Source organism: Neorhizobium alkalisoli (genome assembly GCF_002968635.1).
GTDB classification, from domain to species: Bacteria; Pseudomonadota; Alphaproteobacteria; order Rhizobiales; family Rhizobiaceae; genus Neorhizobium; species Neorhizobium alkalisoli.
Map to the genome: position 1 here is coordinate 156,162 of NZ_PVBN01000012.1, position 22,536 is coordinate 178,697.

The 22,536-nt window shown below is 61.8% G+C and carries 25 protein-coding genes; 9 read left to right on the forward strand and 16 right to left on the reverse strand.

Going from position 1 to position 22,536, the window contains the following annotated elements; genetic code table 11:
- Positions 1-154 precede the first annotated feature (154 nt).
- The 7 genes from zapE to sdhC all read right to left on the reverse strand — a co-directional run bounded on the left by zapE (position 155) and on the right by sdhC (position 6,458).
- On the reverse strand, positions 155-1,318 hold the full coding sequence (gene zapE, locus C5L13_RS23140) for a cell division protein ZapE (RefSeq protein ID WP_105385622.1): 1,164 nt from the start codon (positions 1,316-1,318) through the stop codon (positions 155-157).
- Between the two features lie 27 nt (positions 1,319-1,345).
- A complete protein-coding gene (locus C5L13_RS23145; protein WP_105385678.1) occupies positions 1,346-1,876 on the reverse strand; it encodes a protease inhibitor Inh/omp19 family protein in 531 nt (176 codons plus the stop codon).
- A 241-nt stretch (positions 1,877-2,117) separates the two neighbouring features.
- Complete coding sequence (locus C5L13_RS23150) at positions 2,118-2,897, reverse strand: succinate dehydrogenase iron-sulfur subunit (protein ID WP_105372749.1); 780 nt, start codon at positions 2,895-2,897, stop codon at positions 2,118-2,120.
- Positions 2,890-3,810 carry a glycosyltransferase family 25 protein gene (locus tag C5L13_RS23155; protein WP_158693512.1) on the reverse strand — a complete coding sequence of 307 codons (921 nt, stop codon included), beginning with the start codon at positions 3,808-3,810 and terminating at the stop codon, positions 2,890-2,892. Before C5L13_RS23155 ends, C5L13_RS23150 begins: the two co-directional genes overlap by 8 nt.
- 10 nt (positions 3,811-3,820) lie before the next feature.
- Positions 3,821-5,665 (reverse strand): succinate dehydrogenase flavoprotein subunit, encoded by a 1,845-nt coding sequence (sdhA, locus tag C5L13_RS23160; protein WP_105385624.1) that lies wholly within the window; start codon positions 5,663-5,665, stop codon positions 3,821-3,823.
- 7 nt (positions 5,666-5,672) lie between these two features.
- Positions 5,673-6,053, reverse strand: a complete 381-nt coding sequence (gene sdhD / locus C5L13_RS23165; RefSeq protein ID WP_105385625.1) for a succinate dehydrogenase, hydrophobic membrane anchor protein — start codon at positions 6,051-6,053, stop codon at positions 5,673-5,675.
- Positions 6,054-6,065: 12 nt separating this feature from the next.
- Positions 6,066-6,458 carry a succinate dehydrogenase, cytochrome b556 subunit gene (gene sdhC / locus C5L13_RS23170; protein ID WP_105385626.1) on the reverse strand — a complete coding sequence of 131 codons (393 nt, stop codon included), beginning with the start codon at positions 6,456-6,458 and terminating at the stop codon, positions 6,066-6,068.
- A 285-nt stretch (positions 6,459-6,743) separates the two neighbouring features.
- Here sdhC and C5L13_RS23175 point away from each other — a divergent pair, with 285 nt between their 5' ends.
- Entirely contained in the window at positions 6,744-7,187 is a 444-nt protein-coding gene (locus C5L13_RS23175) for a hypothetical protein (RefSeq protein WP_105385627.1), read from the forward strand.
- 649 nt (positions 7,188-7,836) lie between these two features.
- Here C5L13_RS23175 and C5L13_RS23180 read toward each other — a convergent pair.
- Genes C5L13_RS23180 through tsaD form a run of 5 tightly spaced genes read right to left on the reverse strand, consistent with a single transcriptional unit; the run spans position 7,837 to position 11,342 of the window.
- Positions 7,837-8,481: a class I SAM-dependent methyltransferase gene (locus C5L13_RS23180; protein WP_105385628.1), complete on the reverse strand. Its 645-nt coding sequence runs from the start codon at positions 8,479-8,481 to the stop codon at positions 7,837-7,839.
- A gap of 6 nt (positions 8,482-8,487) precedes the next feature.
- Positions 8,488-8,928 (reverse strand): EVE domain-containing protein, encoded by a 441-nt coding sequence (locus tag C5L13_RS23185; protein WP_105385629.1) that lies wholly within the window; start codon positions 8,926-8,928, stop codon positions 8,488-8,490.
- Between the two features lie 7 nt (positions 8,929-8,935).
- Positions 8,936-9,229: a YciI-like protein gene (locus C5L13_RS23190; RefSeq protein ID WP_105385630.1), complete on the reverse strand. Its 294-nt coding sequence runs from the start codon at positions 9,227-9,229 to the stop codon at positions 8,936-8,938.
- 26 nt (positions 9,230-9,255) lie between these two features.
- Complete coding sequence (locus C5L13_RS23195; protein ID WP_105385631.1) at positions 9,256-10,248, reverse strand: NAD(P)H-dependent glycerol-3-phosphate dehydrogenase; 993 nt, start codon at positions 10,246-10,248, stop codon at positions 9,256-9,258.
- On the reverse strand, positions 10,245-11,342 hold the full coding sequence (gene tsaD / locus C5L13_RS23200) for a tRNA (adenosine(37)-N6)-threonylcarbamoyltransferase complex transferase subunit TsaD (RefSeq protein WP_105385632.1): 1,098 nt from the start codon (positions 11,340-11,342) through the stop codon (positions 10,245-10,247). Before tsaD ends, C5L13_RS23195 begins: the two co-directional genes overlap by 4 nt.
- A gap of 71 nt (positions 11,343-11,413) precedes the next feature.
- On the opposite strand from tsaD, the gene hemC reads away from it, so the two are divergent.
- From hemC to C5L13_RS23230, 6 genes are all read left to right on the forward strand, one after another.
- On the forward strand, positions 11,414-12,343 hold the full coding sequence (gene hemC, locus C5L13_RS23205; protein WP_105385633.1) for a hydroxymethylbilane synthase: 930 nt from the start codon (positions 11,414-11,416) through the stop codon (positions 12,341-12,343).
- A gap of 4 nt (positions 12,344-12,347) precedes the next feature.
- Positions 12,348-13,052, forward strand: a complete 705-nt coding sequence (locus C5L13_RS23210) for a uroporphyrinogen-III synthase (RefSeq protein WP_105385634.1) — start codon at positions 12,348-12,350, stop codon at positions 13,050-13,052.
- 89 nt (positions 13,053-13,141) lie between these two features.
- Positions 13,142-14,377, forward strand: a complete 1,236-nt coding sequence (locus tag C5L13_RS23215) for a COG4223 family protein (protein ID WP_105385679.1) — start codon at positions 13,142-13,144, stop codon at positions 14,375-14,377.
- 14 nt (positions 14,378-14,391) lie between these two features.
- Positions 14,392-15,990 (forward strand): heme biosynthesis protein HemY, encoded by a 1,599-nt coding sequence (locus tag C5L13_RS23220; RefSeq protein WP_105385635.1) that lies wholly within the window; start codon positions 14,392-14,394, stop codon positions 15,988-15,990.
- 24 nt (positions 15,991-16,014) lie between these two features.
- Entirely contained in the window at positions 16,015-16,494 is a 480-nt protein-coding gene (locus tag C5L13_RS23225) for a tellurite resistance TerB family protein (RefSeq protein WP_105385636.1), read from the forward strand.
- Between the two features lie 12 nt (positions 16,495-16,506).
- Positions 16,507-17,283, forward strand: a complete 777-nt coding sequence (locus C5L13_RS23230) for a glutamine amidotransferase (protein ID WP_105385637.1) — start codon at positions 16,507-16,509, stop codon at positions 17,281-17,283.
- Between the two features lie 3 nt (positions 17,284-17,286).
- On the opposite strand, the gene C5L13_RS23235 is transcribed toward C5L13_RS23230, so the two are convergent.
- The gene (locus tag C5L13_RS23235; RefSeq protein WP_105385638.1) at positions 17,287-18,522 is read right to left on the reverse strand and encodes an MFS transporter; all 1,236 of its coding nucleotides are present in this window, start codon (positions 18,520-18,522) and stop codon (positions 17,287-17,289) included.
- A gap of 141 nt (positions 18,523-18,663) precedes the next feature.
- Between C5L13_RS23235 and C5L13_RS23240 the strand changes: the two genes are divergently transcribed.
- Positions 18,664-18,954: a YggT family protein gene (locus C5L13_RS23240; RefSeq protein WP_245422905.1), complete on the forward strand. Its 291-nt coding sequence runs from the start codon at positions 18,664-18,666 to the stop codon at positions 18,952-18,954.
- On the forward strand, positions 18,951-19,268 hold the full coding sequence (locus C5L13_RS23245; RefSeq protein WP_105385640.1) for a DUF167 domain-containing protein: 318 nt from the start codon (positions 18,951-18,953) through the stop codon (positions 19,266-19,268). Before C5L13_RS23240 ends, C5L13_RS23245 begins: the two co-directional genes overlap by 4 nt.
- A gap of 4 nt (positions 19,269-19,272) precedes the next feature.
- Here C5L13_RS23245 and ppa read toward each other — a convergent pair whose 3' ends face one another.
- From ppa to typA, 3 genes are all read right to left on the reverse strand, one after another.
- Positions 19,273-19,806, reverse strand: a complete 534-nt coding sequence (gene ppa, locus C5L13_RS23250) for an inorganic diphosphatase (protein ID WP_105385641.1) — start codon at positions 19,804-19,806, stop codon at positions 19,273-19,275.
- Positions 19,807-19,941: 135 nt separating this feature from the next.
- Positions 19,942-20,448, reverse strand: coding sequence for a GNAT family N-acetyltransferase (locus C5L13_RS23255; RefSeq protein ID WP_105385642.1), 507 nt, complete (start codon positions 20,446-20,448; stop codon positions 19,942-19,944).
- 201 nt (positions 20,449-20,649) lie between these two features.
- Positions 20,650-22,470, reverse strand: a complete 1,821-nt coding sequence (typA, locus tag C5L13_RS23260; protein ID WP_105385643.1) for a translational GTPase TypA — start codon at positions 22,468-22,470, stop codon at positions 20,650-20,652.
- Positions 22,471-22,536 lie beyond the last annotated feature (66 nt).

The window sequence follows — 22,536 nt, forward strand, 5'->3', positions numbered from 1 at the left end:
CCAATCCACGGCAAGCTACGGCAGGCCTGCCAATGTGCCAGACCGCATACCGCCATCCAGCGAAATTGGCAATCGATTATTTTGGAGGCAGCTTTTTCAATCGGTTAGATCATAAAATTCTTACGTAAACGTAAGAATTTCTGTCACCAAATCGTTAAACTTGGGTCCGCAGTTCCTGGTGCGCTGCAAGATAATCCGGGCTTCGCATTTCAAAGAGGCGAGACACCGTGCGGTCGAATTCGAAGCCTTCGGTGCCGCGCCGTTCAAGAAGGATGTCTTCCGGTGCCGTGGCCGCGGAGACGTAGAGACGGACCCTCTGATCGTAAAGCGCGTCGACCAGATTGATCAGACGCTTGGTCTCGTTGCGTTTCTCCGGCCCGAGCCGCGGAACGCGCTCGACAAAGACGGTATCGAAGCGCTCCGCGATCGCCAGATAGTCCGAGGCTCCGAGCGGCTTTCCGCAGATATCCCTGAAGTCGAAGCGTGCGGCCCGACCTGTGGCCGCGGGCACATGGACGCTGCGGCCTTTCATCGGGATCTCGAGGGGCTGCACCTTCTTGCCGTCCGTCACCTGATGCCAGGCGGCCTCCATGGCCGCATCGGCGCGCCCATCGAGCGGAGTTATGTAAACCGGCAGGGTAGCGAGCTTTTGCAGGCGATAGTCGGTGGGGGAATCCAGCGTGACCACGTCCACATGCTTGCCGAGCAAGCCGATGAACGGCAGGAAGAGCCCGCGATTCAGCCCGTCCTTATAGAGGTTCTCCGGAGCCACGTTGGATGTGGCCACCAGAATGCAGCCGAGGCCAAAAAGCTCGGTGAAAAGCCGCGCCAGGATCATGGCGTCGGTGATGTCGGTCACCGAAAATTCGTCGAAGCAGAGGAGTTCTGCTTCCGCGTAGATCGCCGCGGCGACCGGCGGCACCGGATCGGTCTCGCGCGTCTCCCCGCGCTTCAGCTTCTGGCGATGCGCATGGATGCGGTTGTGCACATCGGCCATGAATTCGTGGAAATGCGCCCGGCGCTTTTTGCCGATCGACGCTTTCTTGAAGAACATGTCCATCAGCATGGTCTTGCCGCGCCCGACGCTGCCGTGCACATAAAGCCCGTGAATTTCCCGAGGCCGCCCGCCGCCTTTGGCGAACAGCCAGCCGAGCGCGCTCTTCTTTTTGGCCGGCTTCGTATCGCGCAGGCATGTCAGGATGTGGTCGAGCTTTGCCGCCACGCCGAACTGTGCGGTATCGGCCGTCAACACGCCCGACGCCGTCAGTGCTTTCAGCTCTTCGGTGACGCTCGTTGTGTATTCAGGAATGGGTTCCAACCGGGGCGTCCTCGAAGACCGAAGCCTTTAGCGGCTCAGACTGACCGCCTGACCGGAATTCATGGTACCGTCGAAGCGATTTTCAGCAGTCTTGTAAACCCGGCCGATGACGTCGCCCGCACGGTTCTTGAACTGAACCATCTTGCCCGATACTTCCCAGGAACCCATGGCGGTCAGTTCGCCCGCGCAACCACGGGTGCCGCCGCGCGAGCCGCCGCCCAGATTGGTAAGCGTCAGGAACATGTCGCAGGAGGCGCCGCCGCCAGAAACCCGCCAGTTGCCGACCATGGCTTCCTTCTTGACGTCAAGCGCGGTCGGCGGAGCGGCATCGCCTGCACCTGGAGCCACGCTAGCATTGGCTGTGGGTGCCGTCGGAAACTGCGAAGGGTTGGCCCCGCCGGGAGGCGGAAGCTGCCCGCCCTGGACGGATGGGACGGGCTGAGCCTGAAGCGGAGCAGGCTGGGAAGGTAGATCGCTGTAGGGGCTGTAGGAGGTACGTTGGCAACCGGCGAGCGCCATTACGAGAAAAAGACCCGTCGCCACATATCTGAACTGCATCATCTAGCTCCAGCTTTCAATTGGTACGCGCCACCAATGCCAACGAATTGAGACGGAATTACCGTAATTCGCTTTGGTTAATCAAGTCGTATTGGAACAAATGATGGATCGGCTTTGAACGCTTCTTTGTCGGACTCGAAAAACAAGCCGACAAACGGATGACGGCAGGCATGGTTCCCCGCCGTTCAAGCCGCTTTTGATCCCCGCAAGTCGGGGACCAAAGCAGCGGTCCGATAAACGCTTAGACGCGCCTCTCGACCATCATCTTCTTGATTTCGGCAATCGCCTTGGCCGGGTTCAGACCCTTCGGGCAGGTCTGCGCACAGTTCATGATCGTGTGGCAGCGATAGAGCCGGAACGGATCCTCGAGGTTGTCGAGACGCTCGCCCTTGGCTTCGTCTCTGGAGTCGATCAGCCAGCGATAGGCCTGCAGCAGGGTGGCCGGGCCGAGATAACGGTCGCCGTTCCACCAGTAGCTCGGACAGGAGGTCGAGCAGCAGGCGCACAGGATGCACTCGTAGAGGCCGTCGAGCTTCTGGCGGTCTTCGTGGCTCTGCTTCCATTCTTTGGCCGGCGGCGGAGAAACAGTCTTCAGCCAAGGCTCGATCGAGCGGTGCTGCGCATAGAAATTGGTGAGATCCGGAACCAGGTCCTTGACAACAGGCATATGCGGGAGCGGGTAGACCTTCACCGTGCCGGTCACGTCGTCCATGCCTTTGGTGCAGGCGAGCGTATTGGTGCCGTCGATGTTCATGGCACAGGAGCCGCAAATCCCCTCGCGACAGGAGCGGCGCAGCGTCAGCGTCGGATCGATATTGTTCTTGATGTAGAGCAGGCCGTCGAGAACCATCGGCCCGCAGTCGTCGACGTCGATGTAATAGGTGTCGATGCGCGGGTTCTGGCCGTCGTCCGGATTCCAGCGATAGACGCGATACTCCCGGACGTTCTTGGCGCCCGCGGGCTTCGGCCAGACCTTGCCTTCGGTCATCTGGGAGTTCTTGGGGAGAGCGAGTTCAACCATTGCTAGACTTCCGATCTATGGCAGCAATCGACATTCTGTCTTTCAGGTTATAGTCATCAGGCGCCCATTGGGCGACCATCGTGTTCAAGAGTTTCCAGGGGCGACCGTCGGTCGCGGCCCAAAGCAGTTTCAGTCGTTCGAAGCCCCGGCGCAGCGGCATCAGCGCCGCCCGCCCAAACGGGGCCTTGACGCCGGAACGTTTTGCCGCCTTGTCGGTCGCAATGACGCTCGCCATGCCCGACTGCATGATCACCCAGGGCGAAACATGCGCGACATCGCAGCCGTGAAACGCGGGGTTCCAGAGAAAATCGTCCGCGGGTACGCATATGTGGTCGACGCTTGCCAGCAAGCGTTCCGCACCGCGCCGGGTGACGAGATAGGCCGCCGATCCCGATGCGGGACGCAAGGAACGAATCAACCTGTGCTTGCCGACATCCCGCAGGGGGATCGCCTTGCGGCCGCCGGATCTGAACACCCCTTCGAGTTTCACGATATCCGCGCCCGGTCCGGACTGCAGCAGGTCAGACAAGGTTTCGACAAAGCCTGCCTGCGGCTCCGCATCGTCTTCCAGCACGAGCGCATAGGCGAGATCGGTTTTCAGGAACTGCTGCCAGGTGAGCACATGGCCGGCCAGACAGGCTTCTTCCGTCAGCATGAAGATCCGGTTGCGATGACTGTTCCAGGCAACACCGTCAGGCGGAAACTGCAGGGAAAGCCCCCGAACCGAGAGAACCGCCGAGGGATCCTTGCGCGCATCGACCGCCGCAATCCTCTGAAGCGGCCACGCCAGGTGGCCGAAATGCCGCTCGATCTGTGCCCACCGGTCAGGCGAGCGATCGAGATTGATCGCGAATATGCCGAGGGGGCGGCCCGTGGCAGCCTCCTCGGCGACATCAGCGATGTGCGGCTTCATCGTCATTGGATCAATACACGCGGGCCTTCGGCTCGATCTTGTGCGGATCGATGCCCTCTGCGATCAGTTCGGTATGGACCGGACGGTAGTCCAGCTTGACGTCGCCGGCCTCATTGACCCAGGCGAGCGTATGCTTGCGCCAGTTGACGTCGTCGCGGCCACCGAACGGACCTTCGATATAGTCCTCGCGGGCATGGCTGCCGCGGCTTTCCTTGCGCGCCTCGGCTCCATAGACCGTGGTGATGGCGTTCGCCATCAGGTTATGAAGTTCGAGTGTCTCGACAAGGTCGGAATTCCAGATCATCGAGCGGTCTGTAACCTTGACGTCTGGCAGTTCCTTCCAGATCTCCGAAAGCCGCTGGCAGCCGGAAGCCAGCGATTCCTGGGTACGGAAAACGGCCGCGTCTTCCTGCATGGCGCGCTGCATCTTGTCGCGCAGCGCCGCGGTCGGTGTGCCGCCCTTGGCGTTCCGCAGGCCGTCGAAGCGCTCCATGATCTTGTCGCAGGCAGCAAGGTTCAGCGCCGGCACCGGTCCGGCGCGGTCGATGACCTGGCCGGCGCGGATCGCGGCGGCGCGGCCGAAGACCACGAGGTCGATCAGCGAGTTCGAACCGAGGCGGTTGGCGCCGTGAACCGAAGCACAGCCCGCTTCGCCGACGGCCATCAGGCCCGGCAGCAGACGCTCCGGATTGGCGCTGTCGGCATTGAGCACCTCGCCCCAGAAATTGGTCGGGATGCCGCCCATGTTGTAATGCACGGTCGGCAGAACGGGGATCGGCTCACGCGTCACGTCGACGCCCGCAAAAATCTTGGCGCTCTCGGAAATACCCGGCAGGCGTTCGTGCAGAACGGCCGGATCGAGATGGTCGAGATGCAGGAAGATGTGGTCCTTGTTCTTGCCCACACCGCGGCCTTCGCGGATTTCCAGCGTCATGCAGCGCGAAACGACGTCGCGCGAGGCAAGATCCTTGGCCGATGGCGCATACCGCTCCATGAAGCGCTCGCCTTCGGAGTTGACGAGGTAGCCGCCCTCGCCGCGGGCGCCTTCGGTGATGAGACAGCCCGAACCGTAGATGCCGGTCGGGTGGAACTGGACGAATTCCATATCCTGCAGCGGCAGCCCGGCGCGGGCCACCATGCCGCCGCCGTCGCCGGTGCAGGTGTGGGCGGAGGTCGCCGAGAAATAGGCGCGGCCGTAGCCGCCGGTCGCCAGCACCACCATCTTGGCCGCGAAGCGATGGATCGTGCCGTCATCGAGGTTCCAGGCGACGACGCCGGTGCATCGGCTGCCGTCATCCGACATGATCAGGTCGAGCGCGAAATATTCGATAAAGAATTCCGCATTGTTCTTCAGCGACTGGCCATAGAGCGTGTGCAGGATGGCGTGGCCGGTACGGTCTGCCGCAGCACAGGTGCGCTGCACCGGCGGACCGGCGCCGAAATTCTGCATGTGGCCGCCGAACGGGCGTTGGTAGATCTTGCCTTCCTCGTTGCGCGAGAAGGGCACGCCGTAATGTTCGAGTTCGTAGACGGCCTTCGGCGCTTCCATGACCATGTACTGCATGGCATCGACGTCGCCGAGCCAGTCGGAACCCTTGACGGTGTCGTAAAGGTGCCACTGCCAGCTGTCCGGCGTCATGTTCTGGAGCGAAGCGGCAATGCCGCCCTGCGCCGCGACGGTGTGGGAGCGCGTCGGGAAGACCTTGGTGATGCAGGCGGTCTTGAAGCCTTGCTCGGCCATGCCGAGCGTGGCGCGCAGCCCCGCGCCGCCGGCGCCGACGACAATCACGTCATAGGAATGATCGACATAGGTATAGGCCTTGCCGGTCTGGGCGATGGGAGTGATCGATGCCATGACGGGATTATCCTGCGAATGCGATTTTCAGGACGGCGAAAAGACAGAGGCCACCGACCAGGAGGGAGAAGAAGGCGTTGAGCACGAGCAGCGTCAGCTTCAGGAATTCGGAATGGATGTAGTCCTGAATGATCTCTTCCATGCCGAGACGCATATGAACGATGCTGGCGATGACCGTCAGCGCATTGATCGTTGCGACGAAGGGATTGGCAAGCGCGCCGACCACTTCGGCATAGGGCTTGCCGGCATAGATGATCAGGAAGACGATATAGAAAATGAGCAGCGGAACGAGCGCGACCGAAGTGGTCCGCACGCGCCAAAAATGTTCGGTGCCGCTCTTGGCGGAGCCGAGACCGCGGACTTTACCGAGAGGAGTGCGCATATCCATGTTCTGGTCTCCTCAACGAACGATCAGCACGATCGCCCAGACGAGAACCGTCAGCGCGATGGAAGCGACCAGATTGCCCTTGGCGAGCTTGGTCGAGAATTCCTTCTCGAAACCGTAGCCGAGGTCCCACATGATATGGCGCAGGCCGCCGAGCAGATGGTGAAGGAGAGCCCAGGTATAACCGAACAGCACGAGCTGTCCGACGATCGATCCGAACAGCCAGTTCACCTGGTTGAAATATTCCTCGCCCGAGGCCGCGGCAATAAGCCAGGCGGCAACCAGCAGAGTGCCGAAGTAGAGCGCGCCGCCGGTGATACGGTGGACGATCGACATCGCCATGGTGGGAATAAACTTGTAGATTTGCAGATGCGGCGACAGGGGCCGGTTATTTGTCACATTCGCCATCAGGACCTCGCGGCGTCGTATGCGGTATAAGGGCGGGTGCCCGCAATGCAGCATGCCAAAGAAATGTGCATTGCATCATTGGCGTGGTTTAATCTCACGGATGCCGGTCGACAAGAACAATTCAAGGGGATTCCAAATTTAATCGATTGTGTCTTTCTCATGGCTGGCCCCTGTGGGATCGGGCTTCGCACATTAACCACGATTGCCGAAGAAATCGTTGCCAAGGCGACGGCCACTGCAGTTTCGTGTTAACCTCCTGTTAACGATTGACCGCAGGAGTTCGCCATGACAGCGAATCGCATCAAACCTGTCCTTCTTGCAGCCGCCGCCCTTGTTGCGGTCTTTTCATCCGTTGCCGATGCCGGCGACCGCCGGCACCATCGGCATCATCGGGTCGAAAACAGCCGTTGGGACCGCCAAGGTGACGGTCGCTGGAACCGGCCTGCCGAAATCGACCGCATGGGCCGCTTTGCCGGCCGTTCGATCAGGGGCTTTCGCCCGCTCGGCGGATTTTATGGGGGCTCCATCGAAGCCTATAGCGTCCGCGGCCACGGCGTTTATTTCCTGCGCGACGCTGATTACTGGCCTCTGCGCGACCAGCGGCGGCCTGCTCTGGCGCCCAAGGCAAAAATCATCGACGTCGAAAAGGAAATGGGCGGCAACGTCTTCGCCTCGCAAACCGCCTGCGCTTTCGAAGCCGGCGTCTGCATCATCCGCGGCGGGAACTGAGACGTAAATCCGCTGAACGAACCGAAGAGCGCGGCGGCATACTGAAGAAGCCGGTGCGCCCAGCCAGCGCTTCAATTTTGGGAAACCGGTGCGCCCATCCGATCTCCCCACCGGTGGGGGAGATGCCCGGCAGGGCAGAGGGGGGCGGCAGCCCGCGTCGGCAGCGATCGGCGGAGAAAAATCCGGCCGCGCTCAGCTAGATCAATAACTTACCCCCTTCCTTATCCCCACCATCCAAACCCATGCCTACAATTCCCCCGCTTCCGTCGCCGGAGTGTTTCGCGAGACGTTCGCGGGCAGGCGGAGGCCGGCGCTTCCATCGGACCCGTAACGTGCGGCGAGGGTGGAAGAGGTGAAAGCCATGGAGCGTCCGTCGCAAGATAGGCTCTCCTATCAAGCCTCCCCCTGGCCGCCGGGCCGGGTTCGGTTGAGCCGTCCAAGTGGCAGGGTTTCCCGAAAGGAAATCGCAAATGAAGCCACGCAGCGGGGCGAGGTGATCACCTGTAGGGACCGGAAGTCCCGAAAAGACGCCGAAGGCCACGCGAATGCGGAGCCACACATACATTACTCAATGAGGTTCCGCATTCGCATGGACTCTCCGATCTTTGAAACCACGGCAGGCAACTGCGCGGGAGGAGCCTTGGCGCGCCTAACGGAACCGCCAGACCGTCGTCCGCTTCACCTCGCTGTCCTCCAGCGCCCGCGTCACCGGCACTTCATAGACGGCGAGTTGCTCGAGCCGATCCTTCGGGCAATAACTCCGCCCCGGATCGCCGACCAGAACCAACCGCCCCTCGCCTGCCAGTCGCGTGAACCACGGGATCAGCACATCGGCAAAATCCCGGTCGTAAAAGACATCGCCGGCGAGGATGACGTCCGCATCGACCGCCTTGCCGACCTGGTTTTCCGACGTGAACCGGATATCGGCCCCATTCACCGCCGCGTTGAGCGCCACCGCGCTCTCCGTCCAGGGATCGATATCCGCCGCCAGCACATCCTCGGCGTCGGCAAGCTTCGCCGCAATCGCCACCAGCCCGGAACCGCTGGCGAAATCGAGCACCCGTTTGCCGGCTACCGTTTGCGGATGGTCGAGGACAAAGCGGGCGAGCCCCTGGCCGCCGGCCCAGGCAAAAGCCCAGAACGGTGGCGGCAGGCCGATCTCCTCCAGATCTTCCTCCGTCTTTTGCCAGAGCTCATGCGCCTCGGTCGCGAGATGAAGCCGGACTTCCGGCACATGCGGCGGGGTCGTCAGCTCTGTATTTTGAAGAATGAAGGTCCGGGGATCGGTCTTCAAGGCAGCTCAGTCCGGCGAACGCGGAGGATTGTCGAGGCCACCGAGCCTGCAGATCTCGAAATATTCCTCGTCGGTCACTGGCTGCACCGAAAGCCGCATCGACGTCACGAGCGACATCTTCTCGAATTTCGAATTGGCCTTGATATCCTTCAGCGTCACCGGCTTCGGCACGTCCACGACGGCGCGGATATCGACGCAATCCCATTTCGGATCGCCCTTGGCGCTCGAATCCGGATGAGACAGGGCGCAGACCTCGACGATCCCGACGATCTCCAGCCCATCGTTCGAATGGTAGAAGAAGCCTTTGTCGCCGAGCTTCATCGCCCGCATGTTGTTGCGCGCGAGATAGTTGCGCACGCCGGTCCACTCGGTGCCCTTCTCGCCGGCGGCCTTCTGCTGCTCCCAGGACCAGGCGGAAGGTTCGGATTTGTAAAGCCAATATGCCATCGATGTCTCACTCAGCCGGCTTGTTGAAGACCCAGTTGTAAGGCTTGATCTCGACCTTCTCGAACAGGCCGGCAAGGTAATAGGGATCGGCTTCCGCGATGGTCCGCGCCGCTGCCATGTCGGCGGCTTCGACGATCACCAGACTGCCGTTCGGCTTGCCTTCGTCGTCGAGAAAAGGGCCTGCAATCTTGAGCGTCCCCTGATCGTTGAGCTTGTTCAGATGCTCCAGATGAGCCGGGCGGGTCTCCATCCGGACATTCAGATGCCCGGGCTTGTCTGTGCAGAGAAAGGCAAACAGCATTGGTCTCTCCTTCGAATATTTATTGTCTATTCAGCCTTGATCGGCCGGGTCATCAGCTGTTCCATCGCCGCCATGACATCGAGCTTGCCGTCGATGATCGCCGCAACCGCGTCGGTCACCGGCAGTTCGACCGAAAACCTTTTTCCAAGCCTGGCGGCTACGGAGGCTGCGAATGCCCCTTCGACCAAAGGACCGCCGCCGATCGTTGCGGCCGGCTCCCCCCGCCCGAGCGCAATGCCGAAGCGAAGATTTCGCGACTGGTGGCTCGTGCCGGTCAGGACCAGATCGCCCAGGCCGGAAAGGCCGCTGACGGTGTCCGCCCGCCCGCCCATGGCTTCGACCAGCCGCGACATTTCCGCCAGCCCACGGGAAATCAGCGCCGCGCGGGCTGACTCGCCAAGCCCGGCGCCTTCGACAATGCCGCAAGCGATCGCCAGCACGTTTTTAAGCGCACCGCCGAGCTGGACGCCGATACGATCGGTCGATGCATAGAGCCGAAAGGTGCGCCCCGACAGGACATTCGCAAGCCGGTCCGCCAGGTCGTGGCCTTCGGCGGCAATCACCATTGCGGTCGGCAGGCCTCGAGCGATATCGGCGGCAAAACCCGGGCCGGAAAGCGCTGCAATCCGGGAGCGGGGCAATTCTCGCTCAAGTACCTCGGTGAGCAGACTGCCGGACGATCTGTCGATCCCTTTGGCGCAGGTCACGACAACGGCATTCTTTGACAGATACGGTCCATAGTGCCGGGCCGCATCCGCCTGCGCCTGCGAAGGCATTGCAAACAGGACGATGCTCGCCTCCCCGATGGCGTCCGGCTCAGCCGAAAATTCCAGCACATCCGGCAGCGGCACCCCCGGCAACGCCGCGTCATGCACGCGCTCCTCGCGAAGGTCGCTCATCAGAGAAGGGTCGCGGCCGACAAGAGTGACGGCGTAGCGACCATCCAGGGCGACGACGGCCGCAAGCGCAGTACCAAAAGCGCCCGCACCGATGACGACGATCCGTTCCCTGCCGCTCATGCCTTGGCGCCCCGCTTCCCCGAACCGAGAACAGCCTGCGCTTGTTTGTCCAGCGGCCAGCGCGAACGTGGCGCCACATCCAGTGCGTCCGCCGGAAACTCTCCCGCGAACCGCTCGAGCCCGGCCCATGCGATCATCGCCGCATTGTCCGTGCAGAGCCGTAGCGGCGGCGCGATAAACCGGAACCCGTTCTCGATGCAGAGAGCCTGCAGCGTGCGACGGATTTCCTGGTTGGCGGCAACGCCGCCGGCAACGACCAATGCCGGATCGACATCGAGTGCCGCGAACTCCTGCTTGAAGCGCGCCAGTCCCCGGCCGATCCGGTCGCGCAACGTGCGCGAGATTGCCTTTTGGAAGGAAGCGCAGATATCGGCGACATCCTGCTCGCTCAAGGGCGCGATTTCGGTGGCCGCCTGGCGCACGGCGGTCTTGAGCCCGGAAAAGGAAAAATCGAGCCGCGCCTCACCGACCAGAGGGCGCGGAAACGAAAAGCGATCCGGATTGCCGGTCTGCGCGGCCTTCTCCACCGCCGGGCCACCCGGATAAGGCAGACCAAGCAGTTTCGCCGTCTTGTCGAAAGCCTCACCGAGCGCGTCGTCGATCGTCGTGCCCCAGCGCTCGTATTCTCCGACACCCCTCACCAGGACCAACTGGGTGTGACCGCCCGAGACGAGCAGCATCAGATAGGGGAAGGAAAGTCCGTCCGTCAGCCGCGCCGTCAGCGCATGACCTTCAAGGTGATTGATCGCCAGCAGCGGCTTTCCCGAAGCGCGGGCGATGGCCTTCGCGGTCATCAGCCCGACGATCAGACCGCCGATCAGGCCCGGCCCCGAGGTCGCGGCCACGGCGTCGATCTCGTCGAGCGAAACGCCCGCTCGGTTGAGTGCCTCCTCCACCAGCCCGTCGAGCGCTTCCACGTGGGCGCGTGCGGCAATTTCCGGCACCACGCCGCCATAAACGCTGTGTTCGTCGAGCTGGGACAGGACGACATCGGAGAGGATCTCGCCGCGTCCGTCCTCATGGCGCGCAACGACGGCTGCTGCCGTTTCGTCGCAGCTTGTTTCGATGCCGAGGATGCGAAGAAAGGTCGCCATGGGCCTATCGTTGATTGCGATGCGGGATAATCCGGTCTACGAAAGCCTCCGGTAACAATGGAATGACGTGGATGCAAACAAAACCTTTCCGGATCGGAACGCGGGGCAGCCCGCTGGCGCTCGCCCAGGCCTCCGAAACGCGTGCCCGGCTGATGACGGCGCACGGTCTTCCGGAGGAAATGTTCGAGATCGTCGTGCTGTCGACAAAGGGCGACCGCATCACCGACCGCGCCTTGACCGAACTCGGCGGCAAGGGGCTCTTCACCCAGGAACTGGAAGAGCAGCTTCTTTCCGGTGACCTCGACTTCGCCGTGCATTCGTCCAAGGACATGCCGACGAAGCTGCCCGACGGCCTTCGCCTGTCAGCCTATCTGCCGCGCGAGGACTTTCGCGATGCCTTCATCGGCCGCGCCGCGCCGACACTTACCGCACTACCCGACGGCGCGACCGTCGGTTCCTCCTCGCTTCGCCGGCAAGCCCTGATCCGGCGCATCCGGCCGGACATCAATGTGATAACCTTCCGCGGCCTTGTCGAAACGCGGCTGCGCAAGCTGGACGAAGGCCAGGTGGATGCGACGCTTCTGGCCTTTGCCGGCCTGAAGCGCCTTGGCCTGGAAGCGGTCGTCACCGAACTTCTCGATCCGGCCGATTTTCCGCCGGCTCCCGCGCAGGGCGCGATCTGTGTCGAAAGCCGCATCGGCGACGACAATGTTGATGCATTGCTGGCGCCGATCAACGACCAGCCGACCTACGACGCGGTGTCCTGCGAACGCGCCTTCCTCGCCGCTCTCGACGGCTCCTGCCGTACGCCGATCGGCGGTTATGCCGTCTGCGATGGGGATCACCTGAAGTTTTCCGGCCTCATTCTGACGCCGGACGGACAGAAAGAGCATTCGATCGCGGTGGAGGGAAAGCGCGCAAGCGCAGAAGCGCTTGGCCGCAAGGCTGGCGAGGCGGTGCGTGCGACCGCCGGCAGCGATTTCTTCGAACACTGGTCCTAGGACCATGCGGGTTCTCGTTACCCGCCCGGAGCTATCGGCCCGACGCACCGCCGATCGGCTGGTAAGCCTCGGCCACCAGCCCATCCTGCTGCCGCTGACGCGGGCGCTGCATCGTCCCGACATTGCCGAGACTGCATTGAAGAAACCTCATGCCGCACTTGTGCTGACGAGTGCAGAAGCGGCCCGGGTTCTCTCCTCTCTGGATGACCTTTCGCCCTATCTGGACGAAACGCTTTATGCCGTAGGAGAGGCGACGGCAGGGGCGGCGCAAGAAATCGGCTTCCGAAATATCCGGAAGGGTTCCGGAACCGGTTCGGAACTCGCCAGAATGATTGCAGCCGACGCCCCGATCTCGGAGTTCCCCCTGCTTTACCTTGCCGGCCGGCCGCGATCGGCGAGTTTCGAGGAAGGGCTTCGGGCAGCGAAAATACCGCTCCACGTGGCGGAAATCTACGAGATGGCGCCCGTCCCATACGACGAGAATACCATAGCCCGGACTTTGGAGCCGCCGGCGGATGCGGTGCTTCTTTATTCGCGGGAAGCAGCACGGCTTTTTTTCGAACTCACGGCGCCGTATGGGGCGGCGCTCGAGACTGCCCGGATAATCTGTCTCAGCGACAATGTTGCCGCCGCCGTGCCTCCCGAATTTCACAGAAAGATCACGATCGCCCCCCATGCTGACGAGACGGGGCTTCTGGCCCTTCTTTAGTCGAGGACCGCGGCAAATTCCCGCCCGCCCCTTTTCTTCCACCCTCCCGCTGACTAATTTCCCCAGAGCGCATGCAAAAAGAGGTCGAGATGGTATCGGAAAAACCGCCACGCCGGTCCAAGGCAGAAAAAGAACCCGTTACGATCGACCTTACGGCAGAGGAAGCCGTCGCCGAGCCGGTGCGCAGCATTGACTCCGACGAGCCGGTGACACCAGCGGAACTGGAGGCGGAAGCGACCCTCGATGCCGATAAGCCGGTGGAGGCCGACATCGCGGACGAGCCCGTGTCGGCGCCTTCGGACATCGACGAACCTTCGTTCGCGGAGACGGAACCCGATACCCCGAAGCAGCCGGAGCCCGCGACTGTTGCTCCCGAACCCGAACCTGTCCCCGCTGCGTTTGCGAAAAGAAGCCCTGCGACTTCCACCCTGGTCGCTGCAGGAATTTTCGGCGGCATCGTCGCGCTGGCGCTTGCAGGCAGCATGCAATATGCCGGCTATCTCCCAGGCGCCTCTCCCGCACCAGCAGCCGACACGACCGCACTTTCATCAGAGATCACCCAGCTTCGCCAGGAGATCGCCGCGCTGCAAACCCGGCCTGCGCCACCTGCAGACGAAGGGCTCGCCAATCGTGTTGCGGCGCTTGAATCTGCGGCAGGCAATTCGAACGGTGCCGCATCGGAGCAGGCAATTGCCGCCCTCAAAAACGACGTCGATTTGCTGCGCTCCGCAGTCGAGTCGACAGCGGGCAATGATTCCGACCTCGCCAGTCGGCTGCAGCAGGTTGAAACGAAAATCAATGACCGCGGACCCGAGCAGCAGGTGGCTCGGGCCATTGCGGCGGCCGCGCTCAAAGCCGCGATCGATCGGGGCGGATCGTTTGAAACCGAACTCCAGACGTTTAGAAGCGTTGCCGGTGACGATCCGGCGATTGCCGACCTGCAGAAATTCGCCGCTGCGGGCGTACCGTCGCGCGTCGAGCTGCAGCGCGAATTTCCAAAGGTGGCCGACGCCATGCTGGAAGCTACCATCCAGCCGGATCCTGACCAGGGAATTGCCGGCCGGCTTCTTTCTTCGGCAATGTCGGTCGTGAAAGTGCGGCGGGTCGGCAATGTCGAAGGTGATACCCCGGAGGCTATCATCGCCCGCATCGAGGAAGGCCTTCGCAACGGCGATCTCCAGGCGTCCGTCCGGGAGTGGGACGCCCTGCCGGAGCCGGCAAAGACCACCTCTCGCGACTTCAGGCAGAAGCTTGATGCCCGCATTCAGGTGGAAAATCTCGTGGGCGGTACGCTGACGCGCGCCGTCACCGGCACCCAAGGCTGAGGACGAAAACCCGGATGATCAGACTTTTCATTTTCCTCCTCGTCGTTTTGGCTCTCGGCTGGGGCTTCTCCTGGCTGGCCGACCGGCCCGGCCTCATTTCCATCACCTGGCAGGACCATCTGATCGAGACGAGCATCATGGTCGCGGCGACGATGGTGGCCGCCCTTGTTGCCGCCGCCATGATCCTCTGGTGGATCATCGGCGTGATCTGGACCTCACCTTACTCCGTCCGCCGCTATTTCCGCGCCCGCAAGCGCGATCGCGGCTACCAGGCGCTCTCCACCGGCCTGATCGCGGCCGGTGCCGGCAATGCGCTGCTCGCCCGCAAGATGAGCCTTCGCACCCGCGGTCTGCTCAGCTCCGACCAGGAGCCGCTGATCCATCTCCTCGAAGCACAGACTGCGCTGATCGAAGGCAGACACGACGACGCCCGCAAGAAATTCGAGCAGATGGTCGAGGACCCGGAAACGCGCGAACTCGGCCTGCGGGGTCTCTACATGGAAGCGCGCCGGCTTGGCGCCAACGAGGCAGCCCGGCAATACGCGGAAAAGGCCGTGGAGCACGCGCCATACCTCCCCTGGGCGGCTCAGGCGACGCTCGAGGCTCACAGCCAGTCCGGCCGCTGGGATGAGGCTCTTCGCCTTCTCGACCAGCAACGCATGGCAAACATTCTGGAAAAAGCGCAGGCCGATCGTTGGAAGGCGGTGCTCTTGACCGCCAGAGCCGGCGATCGGCTTGAAGGAGATCCGAAAGGCGCCCGCGACGACGCCATGGCAGCGTTGAAGCTTGCCAAGGATCTTGTGCCTGCCGCCGTCATCGCGGCGAAGGGTTGGCTGCGCGAGGACAATATCCGCAAGGCGGCATCCGCTCTGGAAGGCGTTTGGAAGATCGAGCCCCATCCCGATATCGCCCAGGCCTATGTTCGCGCCCGCAGCGGCGACAGCACGACCGACCGCCTGAAGCGTGCCGAAAAGCTGGAGGCCCTGCGGCCGAACAATATCGAGTCCCTGATCGCCGTCGCCCAGGCCGCTCTCGACGCTCAGGAGTTCAGGAAGGCCCGCGCAAAGGCAGAAGCCGCAGCCCGCATGGAATCGCGGGAAGGCGTCTATCTCCTGCTTGCAGATATCGAGGAAGCCGAGACCGGTGACCAGGGGCGCGTTCGCCACTGGATGGCGCAGGCGCTGCGCGCTCCGCGTGATCCGGCCTGGGTTGCCGATGGCTTCGTTTCGGAGAAATGGCTGCCCGTCTCGCCCGTGACCGGCCGTCTCGATGCCTTCGAGTGGAAGGCTCCCTTCGGCCAGCTCGAAGGTCCGATCGAGGAAGGCACGCTCGCCGCCGACAACGCGATTGCGAGCCTGCCACCCGTGGAGACGGCGAAGGACGAAGAGCCGCCGAAGCAGATCGTCATTCACCCCGCTCCCGCTCCGGAACCATTAAAAAGCGAGTTAGCTGTTGCAGCAAAAACACCAGCGCCTGCGAATGTGAAGCCGAAGGACGAAAAACTGCCGGAAACCGAGGAGGAACCAGTTCCATTTTTCGGTCGGCCGCCGGATGATCCAGGCGTGAAGGATCCGGACGCCGGACAGCCCGCGACGAGGCTCCGGCTTTTCTAGAAAAAGGCGAGGCCTGAAAAGAGAATGTTGGACCGAATTCAGGCCTTTCTCCAAACTCTCACATCACCCAATTCCGCGCGGGAATTCGCCCCTGACGACCCGAGGGTGGCTTTCGTCGCTCTCTGCTTCCAGGTCATGGAGGCAGACGGCAATGTTTCCGAGCAGGAGCAGCAGACATTTCGGGATCTCCTGCGCGAACGCTACGACCTGAGCGAAGGTCGCCTCAAGGCACTGATCGAAGCCGGACATGATGCCGGCCGCGAAGCGGTTGACTATTACCGTTTCACTTCCGATCTTAAGAAACATCTGGTCAACGAAGACGACCGTGTCGAACTTCTCGGAATCCTTTGGGATATCGTCTATGCGGACGGCCAGCGGAGCGAGATCGAAGATCACGTGATTTGGAGGATTGCGGATCTTCTGGGGGTCTCGGCGCGCGACAGGGTTCTGCAGCGTCAGCAAGCTGCGGCGCGTTCAACGGGAGGAGATGAGGGAGAGGACTAGGGGCGTTCTGAAATGTTGATGCAGCCTTCCCGCCATACCAAAAAGCTTCCGGTGCTCATCGTCCTGCATCAGGAGCGCTCTTCCCCTGGCCGCGTCGGGCAGATGCTGATCGACAAGGGTTTTCCGCTCGACATCCGCCGTCCCGTGCTGGGCGACCTTCTGCCTTCAACGCTTGCCGGACACGCCGGCGCCGTCGTTTTCGGCGGGCCGATGAGCGCCAACGATCCCGACCCCTTCATCAAGACGGAGATCGACTGGATCGGTGTCCCGCTGAAAGAGAACAAGCCTTATCTCGGCATCTGCCTCGGCGCGCAGATGATGGTCCGTCACCTCGGCGGTACGGTCGCACCCGACAAGGACGGACTGACGGAAATCGGCTGGTATCCCCTGCGCTCCACCGAGCACGGCCGTTTGCTGATGCACTGGCCGAAAATGGTCTATCACTTCCATCGCGAGGGGTTCGAACTGCCGCATGGCGCACAACTGCTTGCGCAGGGCGATACCTATCCCAATCAGGCGATCCGCTATGGCGACCATGCCTGGGGGCTGCAGTTTCACGCGGAACTTACGCGCGCCATGATGCAGCGTTGGGTGGTGCATGGCGAGCACCGCTTCATCATGCCGAATGCCCAGAAAGGCCGCGAGCATCTGGAAGGGCGGATGATCTTCGACGCGCCGCTCAAGGAATGGCTGTGGAACTTCCTCGGCACGGTCTTCGAGGGCAAGTCCGCCGCTAAAGAAGCAGCAGCGGCAGATGCCCGCCGCGAGCCTGCCTTTCAAGGCGGTTGAACCTTACCGGTCCGGCGCGTCGAGACTGTCGATCTTCCTGAGTTTCGGGAAACCAAGGGCCCAGATGACCGCGACCGCGAGCGTTCCGACGCCGCCGATAACCACGGCCGGTACTGCTCCGAAAATCGAGGCCATGGTGCCTGCCCGGAATTCGCCGAGTTCGTTGGACGCGCCGACAAAGACCATGTTGACGGCGTTGACGCGGCCACGCACCTCGTCCGGCGTCCAGAGCGCGATCAGCGTCTCACGCACGTAGACCGAAATCATGTCGGACGCGCCCATCAGCATCAGCGCCGAAATGGAAAGCCAGGGAGTTGCGGAAATCCCGAAGACGAGCGTACCGGCGCCGAACAGGGCGACGCCGATGAACATGGCAATGCCGGCGTGATGGCGGATGGGATAAAAAGCCAGCCAGATCGCCACGATGATGGCGCCGACACCCGGGGCAGCGCGCAACATGCCGAGGCCCCAGGGACCGAGTTCCAGAATATCACGCGCGAAGATAGGCATGAGCGCCACGGCCCCTCCGAGCAGCACCGCGAAGAGATCGAGGGAGATCGCCCCGAGCACGACCTTCTCGCCGGAGATGAAGCGGAAGCCGGCCATGATCTCGCCCCAGCTGACCTTGTTGGCAGCGTTCTTCTGGACCGGCTTCGGGATCATGAAGACGAGAAGGGCCGCGAATATCAAAAAGAGGACGGCGACTGCGTACGCAACCACCGCGCTTGCACCGTAGAGCAGGCCACCCACGACCGGGCCGAGGATAGACGCGGTCTGCCAGGAGGAAGAGTTCCAGGCGATCGCATTCGGCAGATCCTCTTCCGGTACCAGATTCGGCCCGAGCGACTGTACGGCAGGCCCCATGAACGCGCGCTCGATGCCGAACACGATCAGGATCGCAAACACCAGCCACGGCGAAAAGGAATTGGCGATGGTGAGCCCCAGAAGGGCCGCCGCGCAGAGCGCACCCACGACCATGCAGATAGCCATGATCGCGCGCCGGTTATAGCGGTCGGCAACCGATCCGGTCACCAGGATCAACAGCAGCGAAGGCAGGAACTGGAATAGCCCGATCAGACCCAGATAGAGCGCATTGCCGGTCTCGTCATACATCTGCCAGCCGACCGCGACGCTGATGATCTGGATCGCAAAGGCTGCCAGAAACCGGGAGAAGAAGAAGCGCGAATAAGAGGCGTGCCGGAAGGCGGCGAACCGATCGCCGGAGGCGGGAATGGTCATGAAACAGAACTTTCAGCGAAACCGGAAACCGGCATTGCACCCGCTGCCCATTAAACATGATTCCGACGAGCGACCGGCACGGTACTTGCTCGTTAGTTCGCCAATGTCTACATGTCTGTCAACAACGAAATGGAGACGTGCATGCTCGCGCTGTTTCAGACCATCGATTTGGCCTTGAACCTCTACACCTGGGTGCTGATTTTCAGCGCCATATTCTCATGGCTCTATGCCTTCAATGTCATCAACTCGAGGAACCAATTCGTCGATGCGGTCGGCCGTTTCCTCTTCAATGTCACCGATCCGGTGCTGCGTCCGATCCGTCGCATCATGCCGGACCTGGGCGGCATCGATATCTCGCCGGTAATCCTGCTTCTGATCATCTTCTTCATCCGTTCGCTGATGTGGACATCGATCTACCCCCTGTTTGCGTGAGCTTCCCCTACAGCAAGCACACCGACCATCTGCGGCTCGCAGTCCGGCTGACGCCCAACGCGGGCCGCAATGCTGTCGAGGGGATCGAAGTCTCCGCTGACGGCGAAACCTATCTCAAGGCCCGCGTCACCGCCGTGCCTGAAGACGGCAAGGCCAACAAGGCGCTGATCCTGCTGCTTGCCGAGACCCTCCGCCTCCCGAAATCCTCCATCTCGATCATGTCGGGCGAAACTGCGCGCAAAAAAATCCTCCGGATCAATGGCGACCCGGAGGATTTGGAAAAGAAGCTCGAAAAGTTTCTGAAGGCCGCCTGACGGCTTATTTCTGGGCCTGGTAACGCTCGATGGCTTCGACGATCAGCTTCTTCGCGACGTCGACATCCTGCCAGCCGCCGATCTTCACCCACTTGCCGGGTTCCAGATCCTTGTAGTGCTCGAAGAAATGCTCGATCTGCTTCAGCGTGATCTCGGGCATATCGGTGTAGTTCTTGACCTTGTCGTAGCGCTGAGTCAGCTTCGGCACCGGCACGGCGATGATCTTCTCGTCCTTGCCGCCGTCGTCTTCCATCACCATCACGCCGATCGGGCGGACATTGATGACGCAGCCCGGAACCAGCGGACGGGTATTGCAGATGAGGACGTCGATCGGGTCGCCGTCTTCCGAAAGCGTGTGCGGTACGAAGCCGTAATTGCCCGGATAGGTCATCGGCGTGTAGAGGAAGCGATCGACCACCAGCGCGCCGGCTTCCTTGTCCATCTCGTACTTGATCGGATGGCCGCCGACGGGCACTTCAACAATGACGTTGACGTCTTCAGGCGGATTCTTACCAACGGAAATCGCATCGATACGCATTCTTTTTCCTCGATCATGTGGACAAAGTTACGCGTCGATAGCGGGAATCATGCTGCAAAGCAACAACGCTTTGAAGGAATGTTAGGCGATCTGCAAATTGGAAAACCACAAGTTTTCGGTCCGCCCGCGACCGAATCACGACCAGACGAAGCCGATCTTCTTGAGCTGGGTCCCACCGAAATCTTCCATGCCTTCAGCCACGTCGACACCGCCATGGCGGCGGAAGAAGCGTGTTGCATGCTCGCTGTCTTCGAGGCACCAGACGACCAAACCCTCGCAACCGAGAGAGCGCAGCAGCCGCCGGCTTTCCCCGAACAGCCGCCGGCCGAGGCCGATGCCCTGGAACTCCGGACGCAGATAGATTTCGTAGACTTCACCGTCTTGCGGCAAGGCGCGCGCCCGGTTCAGGCCGATCGTGGCATAGCCGGCAATATCGCCCGCGACATCGAGAACCAGGAGCGTCGCAGGACCCCGCGCAGCCTTCCGCCACCAGGTTTCCCCCCGGCGCTCCAGCATCTGCGTCAACGGCTTGTGCGGAATGAGCCCGGCATAGGCCTGCTTCCATGCTTCCCGGTGTGCTTCCGAGATGGCACGTGCATCTTCCGGTTCCGCTCGCCGGACATCGATCGACAACGTCTTCATAACGCTACTTTAGGTCCTCACGCAGGCAATCCGCTATTCCACCTTTGTGAGTAGGACGGATTGCCCACAGGCTTCTCATGTGGACAACGGCCAGAGGTTAACGTGTTTTTAACCATTGCCACAAGCCTGTGCAGTGCGAAGGCACAGAAAAAACCCCGGCATTTCTGCCGGGGTTCCAAGAGTGCAAATGCGTTTACGAAATCAGCCCGCGAGCTTCGACTTTTCGTAGCGCTTGCGATCGTTCGGATCGAGATACATCTTGCGAAGACGGATGTTCTTCGGCGTCACTTCCATCAGCTCGTCGTCCTGGATCCAGGAGAGCGCGCGGTCGAGAGTCATGCGGATCGGCGGGGTGAGCTTCACCGCTTCGTCCTTGCCGGCGGCGCGGATGTTGGTGAGCTGCTTGCCCTTCAGCACGTTGACTTCAAGGTCGTTGTCGCGGCTGTGGATGCCGATGATCATGCCCTGGTAGACCTTCTCGCCCGGCTCGATGATCATCGGGCCGCGGTCTTCCAGGTTGAACATCGCATAGGCCACGGCTTCGCCGGCGGCGTTGGCGAGCAGTACGCCGTTGACGCGGCCGCCGATCTGGCCCTTGAAGGGCTGATAATCGTGGAACAGACGGTTCATGATCGCGGTGCCGCGCGTGTCGGTCAGAAGTTCCGACTGATAGCCGATCAGGCCGCGTGTCGGAGCATAGAACCGCAGGCGGATACGATTGCCGCCGGACGGACGCAGCTCGACCATTTCGGCCTTGCGCTCGGACATCTTCTGCACCACGACGCCGGAATGCTCCTCGTCGACGTCGATCACGACTTCTTCGATCGGCTCCATGAGGGTGCCGCTTTCGTCCTTGTGCATCACGACGCGCGGACGCGAGACCGCAAGCTCGAAGCCTTCACGGCGCATGGTCTCGATGAGAACGGCGAGCTGCAATTCACCGCGTCCGGAGACGTAGAACGAATCCTTGCCTTCCGCTTCTTCGATCTTCAGCGCAACGTTGCCTTCCGCTTCCTTGAAGAGGCGGTCGCGGATGACGCGCGAGGTAACCTTGTCGCCTTCGGTGCCGGCAAGCGGGCTGTCGTTGACGATGAAGGACATGGTGACGGTCGGCGGGTCGATCGGCTGCGCCTTCATGGCTTCCGTGACGGACGGATCGCAGAAGGTGTCGGCAACGGTGCCCTTGGAGAGACCGGCGATCGCGACGATGTCGCCCGCATGCGCTTCTTCGATGGGCTGGCGTTCGATGCCCCGGAATGCGAGGATCTTCGAAATACGGCCGGTTTCGATCAGCTTGCCATCCTGGCCAAGCACCTTGACGGCCTGGTTCGGCTTGATCGAGCCCGAGGCGATGCGGCCGGTGATGATACGGCCGAGGAAAGGGTTGGCTTCGAGGATCGTGCCGATCAGACGGAACGGACCTTCCTCGACGATCGGCTCCGGAACGTGCTTGAGCACGAGGTCGAGCAACGGCGCGAGGCCCTCGTCCTTCGGGCCTTCCGGGTTGACGTTCATCCAGCCGTCGCGGCCCGAACCGTAAAGGATCGGGAAGTCGAGCTGCTCGTCCGTCGCATCGAGATTGGCGAAGAGGTCGAAGACTTCGTTGATGACTTCCTCGTGGCGACCGTCCGGACGGTCGATCTTGTTGATCGCGACAATCGGGCGAAGGCCGACCTTCAGCGCCTTGCCGACCACGAATTTGGTCTGCGGCATCGGGCCTTCGGAGCTGTCGACGAGAACGATCGCGCCGTCCACCATCGAGAGGATACGCTCGACTTCACCGCCGAAATCGGCGTGGCCGGGGGTATCGACGATGTTGATGCGCACGCCCTTCCATTCGACCGAAGTCGCCTTGGCGAGAATGGTGATGCCGCGTTCCTTTTCCAGATCGTTCGAGTCCATGACGCGCTCTGCGACGCGCTGGTTGTCTCGAAACGAGCCGGATTGTTTCAAAAGTTCGTCGACAAGGGTCGTCTTGCCATGGTCAACGTGCGCGATAATCGCGATGTTGCGAAGTGCCATATGGTGTATCTCTGAAGCTGCGACGCGGCAAAATGACAAGGCGCGCCATATTTCGTTGGCGCGCTA

Coding starts and splice junctions, on each gene's coding strand:
- ppa (WP_105385641.1), bottom strand. CDS start 19,806: ATGCGTATCGATGCGATTTCCGTTGGTAAGAATCCGCCTGAAGACGTC.
- C5L13_RS23185 (WP_105385629.1), bottom strand. CDS start 8,928: ATGGCATATTGGCTTTACAAATCCGAACCTTCCGCCTGGTCCTGGGAG.
- C5L13_RS23155 (WP_158693512.1), bottom strand. CDS start 3,810: ATGAAGCCGCACATCGCTGATGTCGCCGAGGAGGCTGCCACGGGCCGC.
- C5L13_RS23190 (WP_105385630.1), bottom strand. CDS start 9,229: ATGCTGTTTGCCTTTCTCTGCACAGACAAGCCCGGGCATCTGAATGTC.
- C5L13_RS23210 (WP_105385634.1), top strand. CDS start 12,348: ATGCGGGTTCTCGTTACCCGCCCGGAGCTATCGGCCCGACGCACCGCC.
- C5L13_RS23225 (WP_105385636.1), top strand. CDS start 16,015: ATGTTGGACCGAATTCAGGCCTTTCTCCAAACTCTCACATCACCCAAT.
- tsaD (WP_105385632.1), bottom strand. CDS start 11,342: ATGGCGACCTTTCTTCGCATCCTCGGCATCGAAACAAGCTGCGACGAA.
- sdhA (WP_105385624.1), bottom strand. CDS start 5,665: ATGGCATCGATCACTCCCATCGCCCAGACCGGCAAGGCCTATACCTAT.
- C5L13_RS23175 (WP_105385627.1), top strand. CDS start 6,744: ATGACAGCGAATCGCATCAAACCTGTCCTTCTTGCAGCCGCCGCCCTT.
- C5L13_RS23145 (WP_105385678.1), bottom strand. CDS start 1,876: ATGCAGTTCAGATATGTGGCGACGGGTCTTTTTCTCGTAATGGCGCTC.
- hemC (WP_105385633.1), top strand. CDS start 11,414: ATGCAAACAAAACCTTTCCGGATCGGAACGCGGGGCAGCCCGCTGGCG.
- C5L13_RS23235 (WP_105385638.1), bottom strand. CDS start 18,522: ATGACCATTCCCGCCTCCGGCGATCGGTTCGCCGCCTTCCGGCACGCC.
- sdhD (WP_105385625.1), bottom strand. CDS start 6,053: ATGGATATGCGCACTCCTCTCGGTAAAGTCCGCGGTCTCGGCTCCGCC.
- C5L13_RS23230 (WP_105385637.1), top strand. CDS start 16,507: ATGTTGATGCAGCCTTCCCGCCATACCAAAAAGCTTCCGGTGCTCATC.
- sdhC (WP_105385626.1), bottom strand. CDS start 6,458: ATGGCGAATGTGACAAATAACCGGCCCCTGTCGCCGCATCTGCAAATC.
- typA (WP_105385643.1), bottom strand. CDS start 22,470: ATGGCACTTCGCAACATCGCGATTATCGCGCACGTTGACCATGGCAAG.
- C5L13_RS23150 (WP_105372749.1), bottom strand. CDS start 2,897: ATGGTTGAACTCGCTCTCCCCAAGAACTCCCAGATGACCGAAGGCAAG.
- C5L13_RS23195 (WP_105385631.1), bottom strand. CDS start 10,248: ATGAGCGGCAGGGAACGGATCGTCGTCATCGGTGCGGGCGCTTTTGGT.
- C5L13_RS23240 (WP_245422905.1), top strand. CDS start 18,664: ATGCTCGCGCTGTTTCAGACCATCGATTTGGCCTTGAACCTCTACACC.
- C5L13_RS23220 (WP_105385635.1), top strand. CDS start 14,392: ATGATCAGACTTTTCATTTTCCTCCTCGTCGTTTTGGCTCTCGGCTGG.
- C5L13_RS23215 (WP_105385679.1), top strand. CDS start 13,142: ATGGTATCGGAAAAACCGCCACGCCGGTCCAAGGCAGAAAAAGAACCC.
- C5L13_RS23255 (WP_105385642.1), bottom strand. CDS start 20,448: ATGAAGACGTTGTCGATCGATGTCCGGCGAGCGGAACCGGAAGATGCA.